Raw genomic sequence first — 21,978 nt, 5'->3', positions numbered from 1 at the left:
GCGAGCCAACGCTTTCGTTCGCGAACAGTTCTGTCACCTTGTTGCCGCGCGAGGCGCGTACTTGCGGCTCCGCAGCCATAATGGTGGCAAGACAACCAAGAAGGGAGCGGAATCCATGGCGCTGATTTATATCGTTGAGGACGACGAGCCCATTCGTCGTGAGCTTATCGACATCCTTGCCCGCGCCGGGTTTGAAATCGAGGCCTGCGAATCGTTCGAGCATGTCTCGCGCGATATTCTCGCCGCCGCGCCCGATCTGGTGCTGCTCGACCTCACGCTTCCCGTCAAGGACGGCCAGCATATCTGCCACGAGGTTCGCCGCGAATCCGAGGTCCCCATCATCGTCCTCACGTCGCGCACGACCGAGATCGACGAGGTCATGGCCATGACGCTCGGCGCGGACGACTTTGTTCCCAAGCCCTATAGCGCGCGCGTGCTCGTGGCGCGCATCAACGCACTGCTGCGTCGCACCGCGGCGTCAGGCGAGCGCAGCACGCTCGTCCACAAGGGGCTGGAGCTCGACCTCGCCCGCTCTATGGTCACCAACACGGCGACCGGCGACAGCACCGAGCTCACCAAAAATGAGCTGCGCATTCTCTCGCTGCTCCTGAGCCGCGCGGGCAAGATCGTCTCGCGCTCGGCCATCATGCAGGACCTGTGGGACTCCGACGCCTTCGTGGACGACAATACGCTCACCGTCAACATCAACCGCCTGCGCACCACGCTCGAAAAAATCGGCATCAAGGGGTATTTGACGACGCATCGCGGCCAAGGCTATTCGGTCTAGGGGCCGGCTATGTCGTTTGGCAAGTTCTTTAAAGATGCACTGCTTCCCGTCGCCGTGTGGACGTGCGGCGTGCTGCTGAGCTGCTTTGTGCTGACGGTCGCCGGCGCACCCGTTTCTATCGTGGTCGTGGCGGTTGGCGTGTCCTTTATCTTCGGTATGCTCGGCATCGTGATCGAGTACGCTCGCCGTCGCCGTTTTCTGCGTCAGTTGGAGCGCGCGGCAGAGGAGCTCGAGAGTCCCGCATGGGTGCAGGAGATGGTGCAATGCCCAACCTATGCCGAGGGCGAGCTCGAGTACGAGGTCCTGTGCCGGGTGGGCAAAGCCGCCTGCGACGAGGTTGCCGAGGGCCGGCGTCAGACCGAAGACTATCGCGACTATATCGAGAGCTGGGTCCACGAGGCCAAGCTGCCCCTGGCGGCGGCTCACCTGATTCTGGAAAACCTCGACGGCGGCGCAGATGACCCAACACGTGTCGATGACCTGGGTCGCGAGTTGGCTCGCGTGGAACGCTATATCGACCAGGCGCTGTACTACGCGCGCTCGGAAGTCGTGGAGCGCGACTACCTGATTCGCCGCTGGGACCTTAAGACCTTGGTGACGGGTGCGATTAAGGCCAACGCGCGCGAGCTCATTGCGGCGCACGTGGCTCCGGTGTGCGAGAACCTCGACTTCGAGGTCTTTACCGACGAAAAATGGCTCGAGTTTATCCTGGGCCAGCTCATTCAGAACAGCATTAAATATGCGCGCGAGGACGGCGCGAAGATCGTGTTTTCGGGCGCGTTACTGGACGAGGGCCTGGCGAGCGAGCGCATCGAGCTCACCGTTGCGGACAACGGCTGCGGCGTGTGTGCGGCAGACCTGCCGCGCGTGTTCGAGAAGGGCTTTACCGGCGACAACGGCCGCACCACCAAGCGCGCAACGGGCATCGGCCTCTACCTGGTGGCGTGCCTATGCTCCAAGATGGGCATCGACGTCACGGCGGCATCCGACTCCGGCGAAGGCTTTGTCGTAACATTCGCGTTTTCAACGAATAAGTTCCAATATTTCGAGTAACGCACGCGGCAGACGTCCGCCCAAACAAAACGTGCCACCCCAAACGGGGCGGCACGCCATCTTTTATCAGCCAACTCGCTGAAGTAAGGCTGCGAAGGCCGCAGGGCCGGGAGGGGTTTCCTAAGGGCATATCCCGCAGCCGCAACGCGGCGAGGACGTGCCCGTGGAAACCCCGCAGGCCCCGCGGCCGGTGGGAGCAACGCTACTTCACGACCAGAATGTCGCAGTCCGTATTGCGCAGCAGGAACGTCGAAATCGAGCCCAGTAGCGCGTACTTAATTGAGGACAGGCCGCGGGCGCCGCAGAGCACCAGATCGGGCTTGACCACGTCGAGCATCTCATCCTTGAGCGTCTCGCGAATGCGGCCGGTACGAATCATGACCTCGACCTCGGGAATGTCAGGATTGGCCTTGGCCTCCTCGAGCTGCTTGGCGATGGAGTTGTTAAAGGCCTCTTCCAAGCCGTTGACCAGGTCGACCGGATAGGAACCGGCGCTCTCGAGCGCGGTGGAGTCGATGACGTGCCCGATGATCAACTTAGCGCCGTTGTTCGCGGCGACCTTGATGGCGCGTGCGAGCACAAAATCCTGCTGCTCAGTACCGTCGAGTGAAACAAATACCTTGGTGTAGCCCTCGTTCATGGTTTCCTCCTTGGTCTATCGCACGGGCGCGGGGCTCGTGCGTCGGGCGGGCGCGGGCGCGTTGGCCGCCGGACACTTTATCTTGTTGCAGTTATACCCAAGGATTTCGGTTTGACCGCTCGCAATTCTGTGAACGGGCGAGTTTTTTGGTAAGGGTAGGCGCGGTCGCACCGCCAACGGTTGATAATGGGACATCGCCCGCATCGTCCGCAGAACATCTACCGGCGGGTGTCTAACGAGGGGGTCCCTTTGGATATTATCGAGCTTCTAAAATCTGCCTTCATGGGCCTGGTCGAGGGCATCACCGAATGGCTGCCCGTTTCGTCGACGGGTCACATGATCTTGGTGGACGAGTTCGTCAAGATGAACGTGAGCGAGACGTTCTGGAATATGTTCCTGGTCGTGATTCAGCTCGGCGCCATTCTGGCTGTCTGCGTGCTGTTTTTCCACGAGCTCAACCCGTTCTCGCCCAGCAAGGGTAAGGAGGGCCGCCGCGACACCTGGGTGCTGTGGGGCAAGATTGTGCTCGGCTGCATTCCTGCGGCGGCGATCGGCCTGCCGCTCAACGACTGGATGGAGGAACATTTCTACAATGCTCCCGTCGTGGCGCTGGCGCTCATTGTGTACGGCGTGCTGTTTATCGTGATCGAGAACTGGCGCGCGAGCAAGCGCGAGGAAATGGCCGTTGCCGGTTCGTTTGGTTCGCGTGCTGTGGTGTCGGGTGAACGTCCTGCCGGTGCGCACTTTGCGGCGTCCGCCGCGGCTACCGCCGAGGATGAGGACGATGACGATAACCTGGACTTTGGCTCCATCACTACGCTCGAGGACCTGAGCTGGAAGACTGCGCTGGGTATCGGCTGCTTCCAGGTGCTTTCGCTGGTGCCTGGTACGTCTCGTTCCGGTTCTACCATCATCGGTGGCCTGCTTTTGGGCTGCACGCGTTCGGTGGCGTCTAAGTTCACGTTCTTCCTGGCTATTCCCGTTATGTTTGGCGCAAGTGCGCTCAAGCTGGTCAAGTACTTCATCAAGGGCGGCACGTTCGGCACCAACGAGATCGCCATCTTGGGCGTGGGCTGCGTTGTGGCCTTTGTGGTTTCGCTCATCGCCATCAAGTGGCTCATGGGCTTCGTCCGCCGTCACGACTTCAAGTGCTTCGGCGTCTACCGCATCATCCTGGGCATCGTAGTGCTCGCATACTTCTTTGTTCTGGAGCCGATGCTCGGCCTTTAACTTAGTCGACGCTGCGCGGCGGCCAGGGCGACAACTTGTCATTCAAAGAGGGCGGCATGACCAAAAGGTCTATGCCGTCCTCTTTTCATGCCAATTTGTTCGCCCTGGCCGCCGCTCGCTGCTGCTGCCATGACATCGGTGGCTCCCTGATTGGTGCATTGGGGTCAGGTTATTTTGTACCGGCTTGGTGCAGACAAACCTGACACCTTTGCACCAAATTCGCTGGGGCGGGCCTGACGGCGGCGCACGGAGTCGTGGTGTGATTTGCGTCGGTGTCCGCGCGGCTCGGTATACTGATACGGCTCAAACTATGGCGCTGCCCGCAGGCGCGCCGTCCGTCAGATGAGGAGTCGCCCATGACCCAGCCCCTGCCCTGGGAAAAGAACACTGCCGCGCCCGTGTCGCCCGCGCCGGAGCCCGTGCCGCTCGATGCGTACACCGTCCCCGCCGCGCCGGAACCCGAGCTCGTTCCGCTCGACATCTACGACGCCCCGGCTCCGGCGCCCAAGCCCGCCAAGCCGTTCGTCGATATCGATAGCCTGAACCCCGCCCAGCGCGAGGCGGTCCTGACCACCGAGGGCCCGCTGCTGGTCCTTGCCGGCGCCGGCTCGGGCAAGACCCGCGTCCTGACCTTCCGCATCGCACATATGCTTGGCGACCTGGGCGTTAAGCCCTGGCAGGTCCTGGCCATCACGTTTACCAACAAGGCCGCGGCTGAGATGCGCGAGCGTCTGGCAGCACTCATCCCCAGTGGCACCCGCGGCATGTGGGTGTGCACCTTCCACGCCATGTGCGTGCGCATGCTGCGCGAGGACGCCGACCTGCTGGGCTACACCGGTCAGTTCACCATCTATGACGACGATGACTCAAAGCGCATGGTGCGTGACATCATGCAGGCGCTCGGCATTGAGCAAAAGCAGTTCCCCATCAACATGATCCGCAGCAAGATCAGCTCGGCCAAAAACGCCATGATTGGGCCCGAGGACATGCTCAAGAGCGCCGATAGCCCCAACGACAAAAAGGCCGCGCAGGTCTACCTGGAGCTGGAGCGCCGCCTGCGCGCCGCCAACGCGATGGACTTTGACGACCTGCTCGTGCGCGCTCTCGAGCTGCTGCGCACCCGCCCCGAGGTGCTCGATAAGTACCAGGAGCGCTTCCGCTACATTAGCGTCGACGAGTATCAGGACACTAACCACGTCCAATACGAGATCGCCAACCTGTTGGCCGCCAAGTACCAAAACCTTATGGTCGTGGGCGACGACGACCAGTCCATTTATAGCTGGCGTGGCGCCGACATCACCAATATCCTGGACTTTGAGAAGGACTTTAAAAACTGCAAGACCGTCAAGCTGGAGCAGAACTACCGCTCCACGGGTCATATCCTGAGCGCCGCCAACGCCGTGGTGCGTCACAACTCGCAGCGTAAAGAAAAGCGCCTGTTTACGGCCGAGGGCGACGGCGAGAAGATCCAGGCCTTCCAGGCAAGCGATGAGCGCGACGAGGGCCGCTGGATTGCTGGCGAGATCGAAAAGCTGCATGCCAAGGGCACGAGCTACGACGATATCGCTGTGTTCTACCGCACCAACGCCCAGTCGCGTATTCTCGAAGATATGTTCCTGCGCGCGGGCGTGCCCTACAAGATCGTCGGCGGCACGCGATTCTTCGACCGCGCCGAGATCCGCGACGTCATGGCCTACCTCAAGATGATCGTGAACCCGGCCGACGAGATGAGCGTCAAGCGCGTCATCAACACGCCGCGTCGCGGCATCGGCTCCACCTCGATTCAAAAGATCGAGCAGCTGGCGCGCGACAACCGTTGCTCGTTCTTCCAGGCCTGCGAGATTGCGTGCGCCGAGACGGGCATGTTTAGCGCCAAGGTCCGCAATGGCCTGTCGAGCTTTGTGTCGCTGGTGCGCGAGGGCCGCCGCATGGACGGCGAGCTCAAGGACGTTGTCGAGATGATTGTCGATAAGACGGGCCTGCTGCAGGCGTTTCGCTCCGAGGGCACCATGGAATCCGAGAGCCGCGCCGAGAACATCCAGGAATTCCTGGGCGTGGCCGCCGAATTTGAGGAGACGCACGAGGATATCGAGGGTACGCTCGAGAGCTTAGAGGAGCTGCGCGCGGCCGGTGTTGCCGACGTGCCTGCCGGCGCCGAGCCCGAGCCCGTCGTGGTGAGCGCACCTGCGCCCGAGCCGGGACCGTCTGCCCCGGTATCCTCGTTTGAGGCGCTCGTTGGCGCGCGTGATGCCGCAGGTTCCAATCCGCTCGATAGCCTAGCCGCCCCGGCGCTCTCGCCGCAGGATGCCCTGGCCGCCGCCATTGCGGGCAACGCGTATGCCGCGCCGACGGAGATGCCGGCGGGTGCCGTGCATGTCGACGAGATCGAGCGCACCTACGGTCCGCTCACCTGTAAGGCGCTTCCTGCTCTCATGGAGTGGCTGGCCCTGCGCTCCGACTTGGATTCCCTGGCCGGCGAGACGCATGCCATCACCATGATGACCATCCACTCCGCCAAGGGCCTGGAGTTCCCCGCGGTGTTCGTGGCCGGCATGGAGGAGGGTATCTTCCCGCACGTGCACGACTTTGGCGGCAGCGATGATCCGGGCAAGCTCGAGGAGGAGCGCCGCCTGGCCTACGTCGCCATCACGCGTGCCCGTAAGCGCCTGTTCTTGACCTATGCGGCCACGCGTCGCACCTACGGCTCGACCTCTGCCAACCCGCGCTCGCGCTTCCTTAACGAGATTCCGTTTGAGGATATCGAGTTTAGCGGCATCGGTTCTGCCGGTTTTGAGGGCACGGGCTGGGAAAAGCGCGGCGACCGTCACGGCACCTTTGGCTCGGGCATGGGCTCGGATATGTATGGCGGCAAGGTGTTTGGTTCGCATACGCGCTCGACCGGCGGCTCCGGCTCGCGCGGCGGGTCGAGCTTTGACGACTTCTTTGGCGGCAGCAGCTATGGTACTGAGCGCCATCGTGGGGTTTCGCCTGACGCCGGCCGCGTTGCCTCGACCTTTGGCTCGGGCGCGCCGCGAGCCAAAAAGCCGTCGTCCAAGGTGTCGCCGACGGTGGAGCGCAAGGTCGATCGCACCAGCGCGTCGCAGGACTTTGCCGCGGGCGATACCGTGAGCCACAAGACCTTTGGCACGGGTACCGTGATCTCGGTCGCCGGAGACATGATTGAGGTTCAATTCGAAAAGACCGGCCAGACCAAAAAGCTCATGAAGGGCTTTGCACCGATTGTCAAGCTGTCGTAATCCCGGCGGCCCCGGACAGGCGCCAAGGACAACGTCGCCTGCTCGGACAGTCCTGCGCAAGACGGAGGCCACATTAAGTGGCCTCCTTTGCGTGCGGAACTCGCGATCGACGTTGTCCTTGCCGCCTGTCCGGGGCCTTGGGTAGCGTTGCTTGCGAGCGTCGCTCTGCCTGTTCGCTTTTTGGTCTGGAGAGCCGGGTGGGCTGATATATGGATATGAGTAGGGGCTCTCCCGTATGTGGACGGGGGAGCCCCTTGTTGCGTTTGGGTTGTTGTGGTGGCTTACAGGTGGCTGATGATTAGCTCCATTTTGCCTTCGAGGTCGATGGAGGCGACGGTGCTGGGGGCTAGCAGATGGCTTCCCTTATGGACTGCCTCGCCGCAGACGGTGCCTTCGCCGTCGATGACCGACAGGCACATGAAGGGCCAGCGCTGGTCGAGGGTCTTGCTGCCGTCGACGCGCACGCGATCGACGGTGTAGCAGGGGTTGGACTCGAGCTCGGTCACGCCATCGACCTCGGGCGCGGTCACGGTACCGTCGACCGGAGCCTGAGCATCAAAGTTGATGCAATCCAGACTCTGCTCAATGTGCAGCGGACGCAGCTTGCCGTCGGTGCCGGGGCGGTCGTAGTCGTACAGGCGATAGGTCACGTCGCTCGACTGCTGCGTCTCCAAAATGAGCGTGCCGGTCTTGATGGCGTGCACGGTACCGGAATCAATCTGGAAAAAGTCGCCCTTGTGGATCGGCAGCACGTTGAGCATGTCGTCCCAGCGGTCGTCCTTGATCATCTGTGCGGCTTCAGCGCGATCCTTGGCGCGCTGCCCGACGATAATCGTGGCGCCGGGCTCGCAGTCCAGGACATACCAACACTCGGTCTTGCCCAGGCTGCCGTTCTCGTGCTCGGCGGCGTACTCGTCGTTGGGATGAATCTGGATCGAAAGGTCGTCCTTGGCGTCCAGAATCTTAATGAGCAGCGGGAACTCCTTGCCCTCGCAGTCGCCAAAGAGCTCACGGTGCTCGGCCCACAGCCACGACAGCGTGTGGCCGGCATACGGGCCCTCCGCAATCTGGCAGTCGCCGTTGGGGTGGGCTGAGATGGCCCAGCACTCACCGATGGGGCCCTCGGGAATGTCGTAACCAAACACGGTCTCCAGCTGGCGGCCGCCCCAGATCTTCTCGTGGAAGATCGGCGTGAGTTTAATCAAATCGGACATGTGCATACTCCCATAAGGTTGTGCGGGTGCCGCGTAAGACAGCTCAAAACGAGCACCCACCGGATTACAAAACTAGGCCAGCGTTACGTTGTGCAGCTCAAAGCGGTCGCCTACGTTGTGCGAGATAGAATATTCAAATGCGGTGCCGCTATCCAAGAAGCCAATCTGGTTGAGTTCGAGCAGGGGAGAGCCGGGTTTGGTATCCAGGCGCTCAGCCTCTTCCTCAGTTGCCGCGACAGCGCGAATGGTGCGATGGAAGCTCGAAATCTTCAGCCCGCATTGCTCGCGGATAAAGCCGTAGACCGATCCGTACAGGTCCTTCTTTTTAAGGCCCGGGATCAGTTCGAGCGGCATATAGGTGTACTCGATGACGATGGGCTTCTCGTCGACCTGGCGCACGCGCACGATGTGATAGGCGAAGTCATCCTCGGCCATTCCCAGCTGGGTCGCAACCTCTGCCGGCGGATTGACGATCGAGAAATCGTAGACCACCGAGGTCACCTTTTCCCCGCGGTGCTCATACGAAAAACCCTGGGCACGGTCGTTCTTGCCTTGAAAAAACACCTGGCCTGGAAGTCCCGCCGTGTCCTTGACGTAGGTGCCCGATCCGCGCCGGCTGGTAATAAGGCCTTCCTCGGTGATCTGCTCAATCGCTCGTTTGACGGTGATTTTGGAAACGCCATAGAGCTCACAGAACTCAACGACGGTGGGCAACTTATCGCCCGGTTTAAGTGCGCCGTCCTCGATGCTTCGACGGATATCTGCAGCTATCGCCTCGTATTTGGGAATCATGCAATCCTCCCTTCATATTTGCGTCGATATTTAGAAAGTATACCTACTTAAAAAGCATCCATATGGCTTTCATGAAAGAAGTTCGATAAAGAAAAATGAAAAAGACGCTTTACATAGAAAATTAGAGCGCTATAGTTACAGACAACAAGCGAGATGCATTGGCGTTTCCTTGTACTGTTTGAGGACGGTTTTGTTTTGGCGGGTTGGATATCGGTATGACCGGTGTGCGCCCGCGCCGGATAACCTGCCAAAGCAAACCCGTCTCCAACCGGAAGCTCTAAGACACGAAAGCGAGGACTTTGATGGCACAGTATCAGCTGCCCCGTGACTTCTTCTTTGGCGCCGCTATGTCCGGCCCGCAGACTGAGGGTCGGTGGAACCAGGGAGGCAAGCTCGAGAACCTGTGGGACACCTGGTCCATCCAGGATCTGGGTTCGTTCTACAACTGCGTTGGCTCTTATGCCGGTAATGACTTTATGGCCAAGTACCAGGAAGACCTTCGCATTCTGAAGGACTTGGGCCTGGATACCTATCGCACTTCCATTCAGTGGAGCCGTCTGCTCGATGCCGACGGCAACCTCAACGAGGAAGGCGCCGCGTGGTATCACGAGTTGTTCCGCGCCTCTCGCGAGGCCGGCCTGGAGCCGTTTGTCAACTTGTACCACTTTGACATGCCCACCTACCTCTTTAACCGCGGCGGCTGGGAGAGCCGTGAGGTCGTCGAGGCTTACGCGCATTATGCCGACGTCGCCTTCCACGAGTTTGGCCAGGAGATTAAGTACTGGTTCACCTTTAACGAGCCCATCGTCGAGCCCGAGCAGCGCTATCAGGAGGGCGTGTGGTTCCCGCAGCTCCACGACTTTAGCCGCGCCCGCACCGTGCAGTATCACATCTCGCTGGCGCACGCGCTGGCCGTGGCCAACTATCGTCGCGCCTATGACGAGGGCGCTATTCGCGCCGATGCCAAAATCGGCATGATCAACTGCTTTACCCCGGTCTACACCAAGGAGAACCCCAACGAGGCGGACCTCGAGGCCGTGCGTATGACCAGCGGCATCAACAATCGCTGGTGGCTCGACCTTATTACCAAGGGCGAGCTTCCTGCCGACGTGCTCGACAGCCTGGCCAAGGGCGGCGTTAAGCTCCCGTTCCGTGCCGGCGACCAAGAGATTCTCAAGCAGGGTGTTGTTGACTGGCTCGGCTGCAACTACTACCACCCCACGCGCGTTCAAGCGCCGGCGAGCAAGGTCGACCAGTACGGCCTGCCGCACTTTGCCGACGAGTACGTATGGCCCGACGCCGTTATGAACGAGAGCCGCGGCTGGGAGATCTACCCGCAGGGCCTCTACGACTTTGGCATGGACTGCGCCAAGAACTACCCCGATCTTGAGTGGTTCGTTTCCGAGAACGGCATCGGCATCATGGACGAATATAAGAACCGTGACGCCGAAGGAACCATTCAGGATGACTACCGCGTCGACTTTGTACGCCAGCACCTGGAGTGGGTTGCCAAGGCAATTGCCGAGGGCGCCAAGTGCCGCGGATACCATTATTGGGCCGTTATCGATAACTGGTCTTGGGCCAATGCCTTTAAGAATCGTTACGGCTTTGTCGAGGTCGACCTTATGGACGGCTACAAGCGCCGCCTTAAGAAGTCGGCGGCCTGGCTCAAGCAGGTCGCCACGACCCACGTGGTTGACTAGCGACCGGGCGAACGCCCAGACCGTGCGCCGCCGCGCGCAACACATGGCACATCTGGTGGCAGAGGGCGACAGGCCACCGTGCGTATAGGAAAAGGCCGGATTTGAAAGTTAGGAGCAATCATGGCCAGTGACAACGGAAAGAGCTTCCTCGACAAGTTTGCCGAGGTCTCTGCGAAGGTGGGAAACCAGGTTCACCTGCGTTCCCTGCGCGATGCCTTCGCGACCATCACGCCGCTCTATATCCTTGCGGGTATCGCGGTTCTTATTAACAACGTCGTGTTCCCCCTGTTCCCGCTCGATGCGGCGGGCCTTGCCAACCTTCAGACGTGGGGTTCGGCAATTACGCTGGGCACCCTCAACGTCTCTGCCATTATCTTGGCCGGATTGATTGGCTACAGCCTCGCTAAGAACAAGCGTTTCGATAACCCGCTCGCTTGCGTGGTCGTCGCTATCTCTGCTTTCGTCATCATGATGCCGCAGCAGATCACCGCCACGCTTGCCGCCACGAGCCCGCTGCTCACCGACAAGATCACCTCCGCCGAGGTCACGGGCGCCCTTTCGACTGCCAACACCGGCACCAACGGGCTGTTCTCGGCTATTATCATCGCCCTGCTTTCCGTCTCGCTCTTCATCAAGATTTCTGGCGTCGAGAAGCTCAAGGTTAAGCTGGGCGAGGGCGTGCCTCCCGCGGTCTCCAACTCCTTCAACGTCATGATCCCGATGCTGCTCAACCTCGCGATCTTCGCTCTTGCCGCAGCCCTGCTCGCCGTGTGCGCCGGCACCGATCTGTGCACCATCATCTCCACGTGCATCTCCAACCCGCTCAAGAACATCATGAACGCCGGTCCGTGGGCTGTTATCCTCATCTACACCCTTGCTAACCTGCTGTTCTGCGTCGGTATTCACCAGTCCACCATCTCTGGCGCTACCGTCGAGCCGATCCTGACCATGCTCATCGTCGACAACATGGCTACCTTTGCCGCCGGTGGCACCATCCAGCCCGATCACTACATGAACATGCAGATCGTTAACAGCTTCGCCCTCATCGGCGGCTCGGGCTGCACCCTCATGCTTCTGCTCGACACGCTCCTGTTCTCCAAGAACAAGGCTTCCGAGACCGTTTCCAAGATGGCTATCCTGCCTGGTTTGTTCAACATCAACGAGCCGGTTATCTACGGTTACCCCATCGTGTACAACCTGCCGCTCATGATTCCGTTTGTCCTTCTTCCCGATTTGTTCATCGGCATCACCTATGGCCTTACCTGCGCAGGCATCATCAGCCCCTGCATCGCCCAGGTGCCCTGGACTATGCCTCCCGTCATCAATGCCCTGCTCGCTACGGGCTTTGACTGGCGCGCCGGCGTGTGGCAGGCTCTCGAGATTGTCATTGGCATGGCCGTCTACCTGCCCTTTATGAAGATTTCCGAGAAGGCAATCGCCAAGCAGGAGGCTCTCGCCGAGTAGAACGCCTAACGGTCGTCCCTTTCACCTTTGCGGGCGCCGGTACGCGGTGCCGGTGCCCGCAGCTCTCTCCCTTGCGTAAAGATGCAGGGGGTGGGAACAATAGCCGCAAAGAATGAAACCAGTCGTCGTCTGCGCACCGCGCAGTTATAAGGAGGAAACCATGAAGAAGATCATGCTCTGCTGCAATGCCGGTATGTCCACGAGCCTGCTGGTCCAGAAGATGCAGGCCGAGGTTGCAAACCGTGGTCTGGATATCGAGATCGAGGCTCGTCCCATGAACGAGGCCCACGATCACCTGGACGAGTGCGACATGTTGCTGCTTGGCCCGCAGATCGGCTACACCAAGGGCGATTTTGAGAAGGAGGCCGCTGGCCGCTTCCCAGTCGAGGTCATCAACATGGTCGACTACGGCCGCATGAACGCTGCCGGCATCATCGACCACTGCGTCAGCGTGATGGGCTAGGTGCAGCATATGGAGGATATGAACGAGTTGCAGATGACCTGCTTCGAGATCATCAGCTACGTCGGTACCGCCAAGAGCATGTACATCAATGCCGTGCAAAAGGCCAAGGAGGGCGATTTTGACGCCGCCGAGGAGCTTATCAAGCAGGGCGACGAGGCCTATAACGGTGGCCACGATGTCCATATGGGGCTCCTTAAAAAGGAGGCCAACGGCGAGCGTAACGGCGAGGCCCCGTTGATTCTGCTGCATGCCGAGGACCAGATGGCCGGCACCGAGACCATGCGCGTCATGGCGACGGAGCTCATCGAGATCCACAAGCAGCTGCAGGCGCTTCAGGCCTAGTCGGCGTTATCGCCGCGATGGACCGTGCAGTCCAACAGACAATACAGTCCCTTTCACGGGCGCCGGGAGCCTCCGCCTCTCGGCGCTCGTTGTTTTTGGCAAAGGTTTACGCGGCCTGTTGGCTGGTACCGCGTGTTTCCCCAGATAAAACCTACCAAACAAACCTGTCCCTTTTTGGTAGGTTTTTGCCTTGGGAGCGGTACCATACAGGCAATGTTTAAACGAGAAAGGTGGGCTCCCATGGAACCTAAGCAGTACTATATCGGCATTGACGTCGGCGGCACTTCGGTTAAGGAGGGCCTGTTCGACGAAGACGGTAACCTGCTTGCCAAGGCCAGCGTGCCTACGCCTCCCATCGTTGACGCTGCGGGCTTTGCCGCGGTGACCGAGGCTATCGACCAGGTGGTTGCCAAGGCGCAGATTCCGCGTGCCTTTGTGGCGGGCATTGGCCTGGCTGTTCCGTGCCCTATCCCGGCGTCGGGCGATGCCAAGGTCAAGGCCAACATTGCCATTAACCTGCCCGAGCTTAAGATCGCCATCCAGGAGCACTGCCCCGACGCGGTCGTTAAGTACGAGAACGATGCCAACGCCGCTGCCATGGGCGAGGCCTGGCTCGGCTCTGCCAAGGGCGTGCAGAACGTCGTGATAGTCACCATCGGTACCGGCGTGGGCGGCGGCGTTATCGTTAACGGCGACGTGGTGTCGGGCGTTGTGGGTGCCGGCGGCGAGATTGGCCACATGTGCCTGAACCCGGCTGAGGAGCGCACCTGCGGCTGCGGCGGCCATGGCCACCTGGAGCAGTATTCCAGCGCCACCGGCGTGGTGAGCAACTACCTTGCCGAGTGCAAGAAGGCGGGCGTCGAGCCCATCGAGCTCACCGGCCCCTCCGATTCCAAGGACGTGTTCCAGGCCTGCCGCGAGGGTGACAAGCTCGCGCTTGCCGCGGCCGATACCATGGCCGACTATCTCGGCCGCGCACTGGCGCTTATTGCCAACGTGGTTGATCCCGAGATGTTCCTCATCGGCGGCGGCGCTTCCGCCTCGGCCGATGTCTACCTCGACAAGGTTCGCGAGCACTTTAAGCAGTACGCGCTTTCCGCCTCGCGCGAGACACCCATCAATGTCGCTTCGCTCGGAAACGACGCCGGCATCATCGGTGCCGCCTACGTAGCCCTGCGCGCCGCCGGTAAATAGCTGGTGCAAGGGGGACAGGTTACTTTGCACCAACATGGTGCAAAAGGGACAGCCTTGGCCCCCGTGCCTGCCCCAATTTGTGCCGCGGCCCTTCCATCTCATAGGGTTCGGCGTCAGCGTGCTACCATAGCTACGTCCAAGTACACATATCAAGTGGAGGATATCCATGGCAAACGTTCTTGTCTTTGGTCACCAGAACCCCGATAACGACGCCATCATGAGCGCCGTCGTCCTGTCCCAGCTGCTCAACCAGGTTGAGTATGCCGGCAACACCTACGAGGCCTGCGCCCTTGGTCAGCTTCCGGCCGAGTCCGCCAAGCTGCTCGCCGACGCCGGCATCGCCGAGCCCCGCGTGATCGAGTCCGTCGAGGCCGGTCAGCTCGTCGTCCTCACCGACCACAACGAGTCCGCCCAGTCCGTCGCCGGCCTTAAGGACGCCACGGTCTTTGGCGTTGTCGACCATCACCGCATCGGCGACTTCGAGACCGCCGGCCCGCTGCACTACATCTGCCTACCCTGGGGTTCCAGCTGCACCATCGTCACCAAGCTCGCCGGCGTGCTCGGCGTTGAGCTTTCCGATGTCCAGGCCAAGCTGCTGCTCTCGGCCATGATGACCGATACGCTCATGCTCAAGAGCCCCACCACCACCGATGTCGACCGCGCCGTCGCCGCCAAGCTCGGCGAGCAGGTGGGCGTCGACCCGGTCAAGTTTGGCATGGAGGTCTTCCTCACTCGTCCGTCCGGCTCCTTCACCGCAGCCGAGATGGTCGGCAACGACATCAAGATGTTCGAGCCTGCCGGCAAGAAGCTGCTCATCGGCCAGTACGAGACCGTCGACAAGAGCCGTGCGCTTGGCATGATTGACGAGATCCGCGAGGCCATGCGCGCCTACGCCGCCGAGAAGGGTGCTGACGGCATCGTCCTGTGCATCACTGACATCATGGAGGAGGGCTCGCAGGTCCTGCTCGAGGGCGAGACTGAGGCCGCTCAGAAGGGCCTGGGCATTGCCGACGAGCACGACGGCGTCTGGATGCCGGGTGTCCTCTCCCGTAAGAAGCAGGTCGCTGCCCCCATCATGGCCGCCTGCTAGGTTTAGTTGACCAAACGCTACGACCGGATCGCGGACGCCCCGCGCTCCGGTCGTTTTTTGTGCACGGTGCCGCGTCGTCTTTTGGACAGGCGTGCCCGTGCCGTTGAACAAATAATGTTCAACCTGTGGTTCCGCTTTTCGGCCATGCCTGCGTGCTTGTCGTGCAGGGTAGGCTAGATGCAAGCGTAATACGTTAGAGCGCGGCGCCGCCACTTGGGCGGGCCGTGCTTTTTTAAGACGGGAGCTTTCCCGTGAAAGGAGCCGCCCATGGCAGCAACTGAGCAGCTGTTCAACGTTCGTGAGCGCAAGCGTTTTGAGCGCCACGACATTTGGGAGCGCATCGCCGAGAACGGCACGATTTCCGCCGCCGTTATGGTCTTCGCCGCCATCGCCGCCGTCATTTGCGCCAATACCGATGCCTACGAGGCCATCCATCACTTTTTGGAGACCCCGCTGTATGTGGGTCTGGGCAACCTTACGGCCGGTCTCACCGTTGAGCTTTTCGTCAACGACTTCCTCATGGCGATTTTCTTTTTGTTGGTGGGCATCGAGCTTAAGTACGAGATGACGGTCGGTGAGCTCAAGAATCCGCGTCAGGCCATGCTTCCCATGCTGGCGGCCGTGGGCGGCGTTGTCGTTCCCGCCTGCATCTACCTGATCTTTAACCATGCCGGCGCCCGCAACGGTTGGGCCATCCCCATGGCAACCGATATTGCCTTTGCGCTGGGCGTGCTGTCGCTTTTGGGCAATCGCGTGCCCAACGGCGTGCGCGTGTTCTTCTCGACGCTCGCTATCGCCGACGACCTCATCTCCATCGCCGCCATCGCCATCTTCTACGGTCAGAGCCCCAATCCGTTTTGGTTGGGCGCCGCCGCGCTTGTGACCTGCGCGCTCGTGTGGCTCAACAAGACGCAGCACTACCGCCTTGCCCCGTATTCGGTACTGGGTCTGCTGTTGTGGTTTTGCATGTTCAAGAGCGGCGTGCACGCTACGCTTGCTGGCGTCATCTTGGCCTTTACCATCCCGGCCAAGTGCGGTGTCAAGCTCGATAGCCTCACCGATTGGCTGGGCGAGTGCCTGCCGCTGCTCGATGATCGCTACGACGACGAGGCGCACATCCTGGGCCAGCATGACTTTACCGTCTCGACCACCAAGGTCGAGCGCGTCATGCACCGCGTAACCCCGCCGCTCATCCGCATGGAGCGTCTGATCTCCACGCCGGTCAACTTCGTGATCCTGCCGATCTTTGCGTTCGTGAACGCGCAGGTTCGCCTGGTGGGCGTGGACATGAGCACGCTGCTCACCGACCCGGTGACGCTCGGCGTGTACTTTGGCATGCTGCTGGGCAAGCCGATCGGTATCTTTGGCATGACGTTTGCCCTGGTTAAACTCAAGATTTCCGAGTTGCCGCATAATGTCAACTGGCACATGATCGCCGGTGTGGGCATTTTGGGCGGTATCGGCTTTACCATGTCGATCCTCATCAGCGGCCTCGCCTTCCCGACGGCCCAGTTTGAGGTTCTTGCAGCCAAGGCCGCTATTCTCGCCGGTTCGGTCACCGCAGCCGTGCTCGGCATGATCTACATGAGCGTGGTCTGCAAGCATCCCTCGCCCAAAGACGAGTAAGAGCGCGAAAACCGGCTCCAGAACCGATTCGGGCGCGTTCAAAATGCGGATTCGGGCGGTGCTTGCCGCCTGCCAGACACGCCAGTGGTCAAAAAACGCCGTTTGTGAGTACTGTCACAAACGGCGTATCATTTTAGGTGCGGAAAATAATGAACAAAGTTATAAGAACTGTACGTTAATGAGTGACCATCGACTTCCAATTTGGCGCTAGCTGACGGTGATTAGGAAGTTTCAAGTCGAGTTTTGCCGATTTCGACCAAGAATCGCTGCTACTAAAAAGGTAACAGTACTCATATTTGCCCTTTTTTGGCCACAAGCTCTAAAACAAGCCTCGCCAAGGTCGGGAAGCGGGCCAAATCGCCGGCCTCGAGGCTTATTCCACCGTTCCGTAGACGGCGCCCCAGCCGTGGGCGGCCAAGGCGGAGTTGAGCTGGTCGCAAAGTGACTGGCGGTCGTAGTAGCCGGGCGGCAAAAGATTCACGATCTCCATGAGATCGGGCGCCAGGTCCAAGATTTCGGCCTGTACGATCAGATCCAGGCGGTCGATGGCGTGGCGGTCGTAAAACAGTCCGTCGACCAGGCGCTGCAAGTCGCCGAATTCCTCGGCCTGAAACGATCCGTACTCCATAGTGCCTCCTTGGGCGCCCCACGCCGGCATGCGCGGCGATTCGTAATTGATTGCGATGAACTTAATCTATCACGGCTTCATAACGTTGCGGCGGTGGCGGTCTATACTTAGACGAACTGCAACGTACCGCTTCGCGAAAGGTCGCACCCATGCAGACGATCTACCAGAAGATGGAAACCACCGAACTCGATGCCGCCATCGAGGCGCTCAAAGCCGAGGTCGCCGAGGTCAAGGCCAAGGGCCTGGCGCTCGACATGGCCCGCGGCAAGCCGTCGCCCTCCCAGGTGGACATCTCGCGCCCCATGCTCGATATCCTCAATGCCGACGCCGATCTGCACGACGGCAACGTCGATTGTTCCAACTACGGCTGCTTTGAGGGCATTCCCTCGGCACGCAAGCTGGCAGGGGAGTTCCTGGGCTGCCCCGCCGAGCAGACGCTCGTGCTGGGTTCGTCGAGCCTTTTGATCGAGCATGACATCGCCGGCATGTTCTGGCGTTGTGGCTCGTGCGGCAGCGAGCCCTGGGACGCCTACGAGGCCGCGCACGACGGCAAGAAGGTCAAGTTCCTGTGCCCTGTTCCCGGCTACGATCGCCACTTTGGCATCACCGCCGATCTGGGCATCGAGAACGTCCCCGTCGCGATGACCGACAACGGCCCCGACATGGACGAGATCGAGCGCCTGGTTGCCGCCGACGATTCCATCAAGGGTATCTGGTGCGTGCCCAAGTATTCCAACCCCACGGGCATCACCTTTAGCGAGGACACTGTGCGCCGCTTGGTCGAGATGCCCACGGCCGCGCCCGATTTCCGCATCTTCTGGGACAACGCCTACTGCGTGCACGACCTGTACGACGAGACCGACGAGCTCGCAAACATCTTTGACCTCGCTCGCGCGGCGGGCACCGAGGATCGCGTGGTGGCCTTTGCCTCGACGTCCAAGATCACCTTCCCGGGCGCCGGCATCGGCTTTATCGGTGCGAGCCCCGCGGTCATCGCCGAGTTCTCCAAGCGCCTGAAGGCCGGCCTCATCAGCGCCGACAAGCTCAACCAGCTGCGTCACGTGCGCTTCCTTCCCACCATCGAGGCGGTCAAGGAGCACATGAAAAAGCATGCCGAGTTCCTGCGCCCGCGCTTTGAGTCCGTCGAGCGCAAGCTCACCGAGGGCTTGGGCGACACGGGCTGTGCCACCTGGACGCATCCCCGCGGCGGCTACTTTGTGAGCTTCGATGGTCCCGAGGGCTCGGCCCAGAAGGTCGCCGCGCTTTGCGCCGACCTGGGCGTCAAGCTCACGCCGGCAGGTGCCACCTGGCCTTATGGCAAGGATCCGCGCGACACCAACATCCGCATCGCGCCGAGCTATCCCACGGTCGAGGACCTGGAGGCCGCGCTCGATGTGCTGGTGCTGGCCGTCAAGCTCGTCGCTGCCGAGCTTGCGCGTGCCGAGCGCGCCTAGCGAGTATGGCCCCGCAAGTCCGGCCCAGTACTATCCGCACTTTCGATACGTAAAGGAGCGTATACATGGATTTGGGTATTTCCACCAACCCCACGCCAGAGCTCTACACCATTAAGGTGACCGGTGAGATCGATATCTCTAACGCCGATAGCCTGCGCAATGCCATCGACCTGGCGCTCGAGCAGCCCACTGAGGCCGTTGAGCTCGATTTTGCCCAGGTGAGCTACATCGATTCGACGGGCATTGGCGTGCTTGTGGGCGCCGCACACCACGCAGCTGATCATGGTAAGCGTTTTAGCTGCGTCAACGTGCAGCCCCCGGTGATGCGCGTGGTTCAGCTGTTGGGCGTCGACCAGGAGATTTCGATCACCGCTGCATAATCTTTGCCCCCAAAAGGGCGTGCCGTTTGGCATATGTTTGTGATGCGCTCGGACGTTTTGGCGTCCGGGCGCTATACTTGACCGAATGAATAGACGAGTTCCGGCCGAATGGCGCGGTGCGGGCTCGACTCACATCGAGCCTTGGAGGTATGTGTGTTTGGTATTGGAGAGGGTGAGCTCGCGATCATCGTGGTCTTCGGCTTTTTGCTGTTTGGCCCGGATAAGCTCCCGCAGATGGGCCGCACGATCGGCCGTGCCATCCGTCAGTTCCGCGAGACGCAGGAAAAGATGACGGCCGTTGTTCAGTCCGAGATTATCGATCCGGTGAGCGAGGCCGCGTCGGCCCCGGTCAAGCCCAAGAAGACTGCTGCGACCGACGACCATTCCGATGCGGACGAGGATGCCGCCGAGACGGCAGCGCCCGCCAAGAAGGAGACCTTTGCCGAGCGTCGCGCCCGTCTTGCTGCCGAGAAGGCCGCAAGCGAGGGTGCTGCTGAGGGCGAAGGCGCTGTTGATGAGGCCGAGGGTACAGAGCCTGCTGCTGCCGTCGAGCCCGAGCCTGCTGCAGAGCCCGAGCCCGAGCCGGCAGAGCCCACGACGGCTGACCTCTACGCCCGTCGTCCCCGCAAGCGCAAGGCCGTCGTCGACCAGCTCGCTCGCGAGCTCGAGGTCGAGGACGATGCCGAGGCTGCTGCCGCCGACGCCCCGAAGGGAGGCGATGAGTAATGCCGATCGGACCTGCGCGCATGCCGCTCTTCGATCACCTGGGAGAGCTCCGTCGCCGCCTGACCATCGTGGTCGTTTCGGTGTTTGCCGCCGCCATCGTGCTGTACTTTGCCACGCCCGTGGTGCTCGATATTCTTGAGGACCCCATCCGCTCCTTTGTGCCGGACGGTAAGTTTTACATCACCACCACGCTCGGCGGCTTTGGCCTGCGCTTCTCGCTTGCCATCAAGATGGCCGTGGTCATGTGCACGCCCATGATCATCTGGCAGATCCTGGCATTTTTCCTGCCGGCACTGCGCCCCAACGAGCGCAAGTGGGTTGTGCCCACGGTGCTCGCCTCGACGGTGCTGTTCTTCCTGGGTGCCATCTTCTGCTACTTCATCATCATCCCGGCGGGCTTTGAGTGGCTCATCGGCGAGACCTCGGCTGTCGCTACGGCGCTGCCCGATCTGGAGAACTACGTCAACATGGAGCTGCTCTTTATGATCGGCTTTGGTGTGGCGTTTGAGCTGCCGCTCATCATCTTCTACCTGTCCGTTTTCCACATCGTGTCCTATGCGGCCTTCCGCAGCGCCTGGCGCTACGTGTACGTAGGCCTGCTCGTGGGTTCGGCTGTGATTACGCCCGACGGCTCGCCCGTTACGCTGGGTCTCATGTATGGCGCCCTGCTCTCGCTCTACGAGATTTCGCTCGCCATCGCTCGCGTGGTCATTACCGCGCGCGAGGGCAAGGAGGGCCTGTTCGTGAGCCGTCTGGACCTGTTCTCGGACGACGAGGACGACGAGGAGTAAATCGGTATGCACGAGGTTGGCATTGTCAACGGCATACTCGATACAGTGATTCGCGCGGCGCGTGGGGCGGGGGCCTCGCGCGCCGTTTTGGTAACGCTGCGTATCGGGGATATGACCGAAGTTGTGCGCGAGGCGCTCGACTTTGCGTGGGAGACGTTTCGCGACGAGGACCCGCTCACGCGCGGCTGCGAGCTTGCCGTGGAGGAGGTCCATCCACAAAGCGAGTGTCTGGACTGCGGCGAGGTTTTCGACCACGATCGCTTCCACTGTCGCTGTCCCCAGTGTGGTGGTGCCAACGTGCGCCTACTGCACGGCCGCGAGCTCGATATCGCAAGTATCGAAATCGAAACCCCCGACGATTAGCCCGCTAGCCATCTGGTGATGGGGTATAAAGGGGCCAAAGTAAGGAGCGCTAAGTATGGCCGAGAAAACGATTGATATTGCATCGCCGATTCTGTCGCGCAACGAGCGCCTGGCAGATCAGCTGCGTCAGCGATTTGAGCAGACGAACACCTACGTGATCAACGTGCTGTCGAGCCCCGGCTCGGGTAAGACCACTACGATTCTGGGCACCAACGAGCGCCTGCGTGACAAAGCCGGCCTGCGTTGCGCCGTCATCGAGGGCGATATCGCCTCGGATGTCGACGCCATCACCATGAAGGAAGCCGGCATGTCCGCCATCCAGATCAACACGGGCGGCCTGTGCCACCTCGAGGGCAACATGATCATGGAGGCCGTCGATGCCTTCGACCAGGCCGTCGGTCTGGAGAACATCGACGTCATCTTTATCGAAAATGTGGGTAACCTGGTCTGCCCGGTCGACTTTGACCTGGGCGAGAACCTGTCCATCATGATCCTCTCGGTGCCCGAGGGCGACGACAAGCCCATCAAGTATCCGGGCATCTTCCAACACGCCGGCGCGCAGCTGCTCAACAAGGTCGACGTGGCTCCGGCTTTCGATTTTGACATGGATAGGTATACTAAGACCCTCGATGACCTCAATCCGCAAGCGCCGCGGTTTGCCGTGAGCGCGCGCAAGGGCGAGGGCATGGATGCCTGGTGCGATTGGCTCATCGGGCAGATTGAGCAAGCAAGGGCGTAAGTCGGCCGCCATAAGCGCGGGCGCAGCCGCAGAGACATGAGA

At 60.9% G+C, this 21,978-nt stretch carries 21 protein-coding genes; 17 read left to right on the top strand and 4 right to left on the bottom strand.

All coding sequences use genetic code 11. The features are described from left to right. The first annotated feature begins 115 nt into the window (after window positions 1–115). Window positions 116–787, top strand: a complete 672-nt coding sequence (locus DXC67_RS01505; RefSeq protein WP_117583591.1) for a response regulator transcription factor — start codon at window positions 116–118, stop codon at window positions 785–787. Between the two features lie 9 nt (window positions 788–796). After that, window positions 797–1,840 (top strand): sensor histidine kinase, encoded by a 1,044-nt coding sequence (locus DXC67_RS01500; protein ID WP_117637081.1) that lies wholly within the window; start codon window positions 797–799, stop codon window positions 1,838–1,840. Window positions 1,841–2,042: 202 nt separating this feature from the next. Here the strand turns inward: DXC67_RS01500 and DXC67_RS01495 are convergent, their stop codons facing one another. Then, entirely contained in the window at window positions 2,043–2,480 is a 438-nt protein-coding gene (locus DXC67_RS01495) for a universal stress protein (RefSeq protein ID WP_055285548.1), read from the bottom strand. Window positions 2,481–2,729: 249 nt separating this feature from the next. Here DXC67_RS01495 and DXC67_RS01490 point away from each other — a divergent pair, with 249 nt between their 5' ends. Beyond that, window positions 2,730–3,710 (top strand): undecaprenyl-diphosphate phosphatase, encoded by a 981-nt coding sequence (locus DXC67_RS01490; RefSeq protein WP_117637080.1) that lies wholly within the window; start codon window positions 2,730–2,732, stop codon window positions 3,708–3,710. Between the two features lie 356 nt (window positions 3,711–4,066). After that, window positions 4,067–6,967 (top strand): ATP-dependent helicase, encoded by a 2,901-nt coding sequence (locus DXC67_RS01485; protein ID WP_117637079.1) that lies wholly within the window; start codon window positions 4,067–4,069, stop codon window positions 6,965–6,967. Window positions 6,968–7,248: 281 nt separating this feature from the next. Here the strand turns inward: DXC67_RS01485 and DXC67_RS01480 are convergent, their stop codons facing one another. Then, the gene (locus DXC67_RS01480; protein ID WP_369831353.1) at window positions 7,249–8,181 is read right to left on the bottom strand and encodes a type I phosphomannose isomerase catalytic subunit; all 933 of its coding nucleotides are present in this window, start codon (window positions 8,179–8,181) and stop codon (window positions 7,249–7,251) included. A 72-nt stretch (window positions 8,182–8,253) separates the two neighbouring features. After that, window positions 8,254–8,973 (bottom strand): GntR family transcriptional regulator, encoded by a 720-nt coding sequence (locus DXC67_RS01475; RefSeq protein ID WP_117637077.1) that lies wholly within the window; start codon window positions 8,971–8,973, stop codon window positions 8,254–8,256. Window positions 8,974–9,275: 302 nt separating this feature from the next. Here DXC67_RS01475 and DXC67_RS01470 point away from each other — a divergent pair, with 302 nt between their 5' ends. From DXC67_RS01470 to nhaA, 7 genes are all read left to right on the top strand, one after another. Next, window positions 9,276–10,676, top strand: a complete 1,401-nt coding sequence (locus DXC67_RS01470; RefSeq protein WP_117637076.1) for a glycoside hydrolase family 1 protein — start codon at window positions 9,276–9,278, stop codon at window positions 10,674–10,676. A 120-nt stretch (window positions 10,677–10,796) separates the two neighbouring features. After that, window positions 10,797–12,140, top strand: a complete 1,344-nt coding sequence (locus tag DXC67_RS01465; RefSeq protein WP_117637075.1) for a PTS sugar transporter subunit IIC — start codon at window positions 10,797–10,799, stop codon at window positions 12,138–12,140. Window positions 12,141–12,300: 160 nt separating this feature from the next. Then, on the top strand, window positions 12,301–12,603 hold the full coding sequence (locus tag DXC67_RS01460; protein WP_055285538.1) for a PTS sugar transporter subunit IIB: 303 nt from the start codon (window positions 12,301–12,303) through the stop codon (window positions 12,601–12,603). Window positions 12,604–12,612: 9 nt separating this feature from the next. After that, window positions 12,613–12,945 (top strand): PTS lactose/cellobiose transporter subunit IIA, encoded by a 333-nt coding sequence (locus DXC67_RS01455; RefSeq protein WP_199410549.1) that lies wholly within the window; start codon window positions 12,613–12,615, stop codon window positions 12,943–12,945. A 240-nt stretch (window positions 12,946–13,185) separates the two neighbouring features. Continuing rightward, complete coding sequence (locus DXC67_RS01450; RefSeq protein WP_233503120.1) at window positions 13,186–14,139, top strand: ROK family protein; 954 nt, start codon at window positions 13,186–13,188, stop codon at window positions 14,137–14,139. Between the two features lie 166 nt (window positions 14,140–14,305). Then, window positions 14,306–15,229 carry a manganese-dependent inorganic pyrophosphatase gene (locus DXC67_RS01445; protein ID WP_006235927.1) on the top strand — a complete coding sequence of 308 codons (924 nt, stop codon included), beginning with the start codon at window positions 14,306–14,308 and terminating at the stop codon, window positions 15,227–15,229. A 267-nt stretch (window positions 15,230–15,496) separates the two neighbouring features. Further along, entirely contained in the window at window positions 15,497–16,855 is a 1,359-nt protein-coding gene (gene nhaA, locus DXC67_RS01440; RefSeq protein WP_117637073.1) for a Na+/H+ antiporter NhaA, read from the top strand. Between the two features lie 373 nt (window positions 16,856–17,228). Here the strand turns inward: nhaA and DXC67_RS01435 are convergent, their stop codons facing one another. Continuing rightward, the gene (locus DXC67_RS01435) at window positions 17,229–17,483 is read right to left on the bottom strand and encodes a hypothetical protein (RefSeq protein WP_022093864.1); all 255 of its coding nucleotides are present in this window, start codon (window positions 17,481–17,483) and stop codon (window positions 17,229–17,231) included. A gap of 149 nt (window positions 17,484–17,632) precedes the next feature. Between DXC67_RS01435 and DXC67_RS01430 the strand changes: the two genes are divergently transcribed. The 6 genes from DXC67_RS01430 (at window position 17,633) to hypB (ending at window position 21,936) form a co-directional block, all read left to right on the top strand. After that, a complete protein-coding gene (locus tag DXC67_RS01430; protein WP_117637072.1) occupies window positions 17,633–18,937 on the top strand; it encodes an aminotransferase class I/II-fold pyridoxal phosphate-dependent enzyme in 1,305 nt (434 codons plus the stop codon). A gap of 65 nt (window positions 18,938–19,002) precedes the next feature. Beyond that, the gene (locus DXC67_RS01425) at window positions 19,003–19,317 is read left to right on the top strand and encodes an STAS domain-containing protein (protein WP_089572422.1); all 315 of its coding nucleotides are present in this window, start codon (window positions 19,003–19,005) and stop codon (window positions 19,315–19,317) included. A gap of 153 nt (window positions 19,318–19,470) precedes the next feature. Further along, on the top strand, window positions 19,471–20,043 hold the full coding sequence (locus DXC67_RS01420) for a twin-arginine translocase TatA/TatE family subunit (RefSeq protein ID WP_158551263.1): 573 nt from the start codon (window positions 19,471–19,473) through the stop codon (window positions 20,041–20,043). Further along, window positions 20,043–20,834 carry a twin-arginine translocase subunit TatC gene (gene tatC / locus DXC67_RS01415; RefSeq protein ID WP_055285525.1) on the top strand — a complete coding sequence of 264 codons (792 nt, stop codon included), beginning with the start codon at window positions 20,043–20,045 and terminating at the stop codon, window positions 20,832–20,834. Before DXC67_RS01420 ends, tatC begins: the two co-directional genes overlap by 1 nt. A gap of 6 nt (window positions 20,835–20,840) precedes the next feature. Next, window positions 20,841–21,197: a hydrogenase maturation nickel metallochaperone HypA gene (gene hypA / locus DXC67_RS01410; protein WP_022093859.1), complete on the top strand. Its 357-nt coding sequence runs from the start codon at window positions 20,841–20,843 to the stop codon at window positions 21,195–21,197. A 55-nt stretch (window positions 21,198–21,252) separates the two neighbouring features. Then, entirely contained in the window at window positions 21,253–21,936 is a 684-nt protein-coding gene (hypB, locus tag DXC67_RS01405; RefSeq protein WP_117637070.1) for a hydrogenase nickel incorporation protein HypB, read from the top strand. The last annotated feature ends 42 nt before the right edge of the window (window positions 21,937–21,978 follow it).

It is taken from the genome of Collinsella sp. TF07-1 (assembly GCF_003437235.1).
Lineage (GTDB): Bacteria > Actinomycetota > Coriobacteriia > Coriobacteriales > Coriobacteriaceae > Collinsella.
Note: the sequence above shows the minus strand (reverse complement) of the source record. Positions and strands in the feature narration are given on the sequence as shown.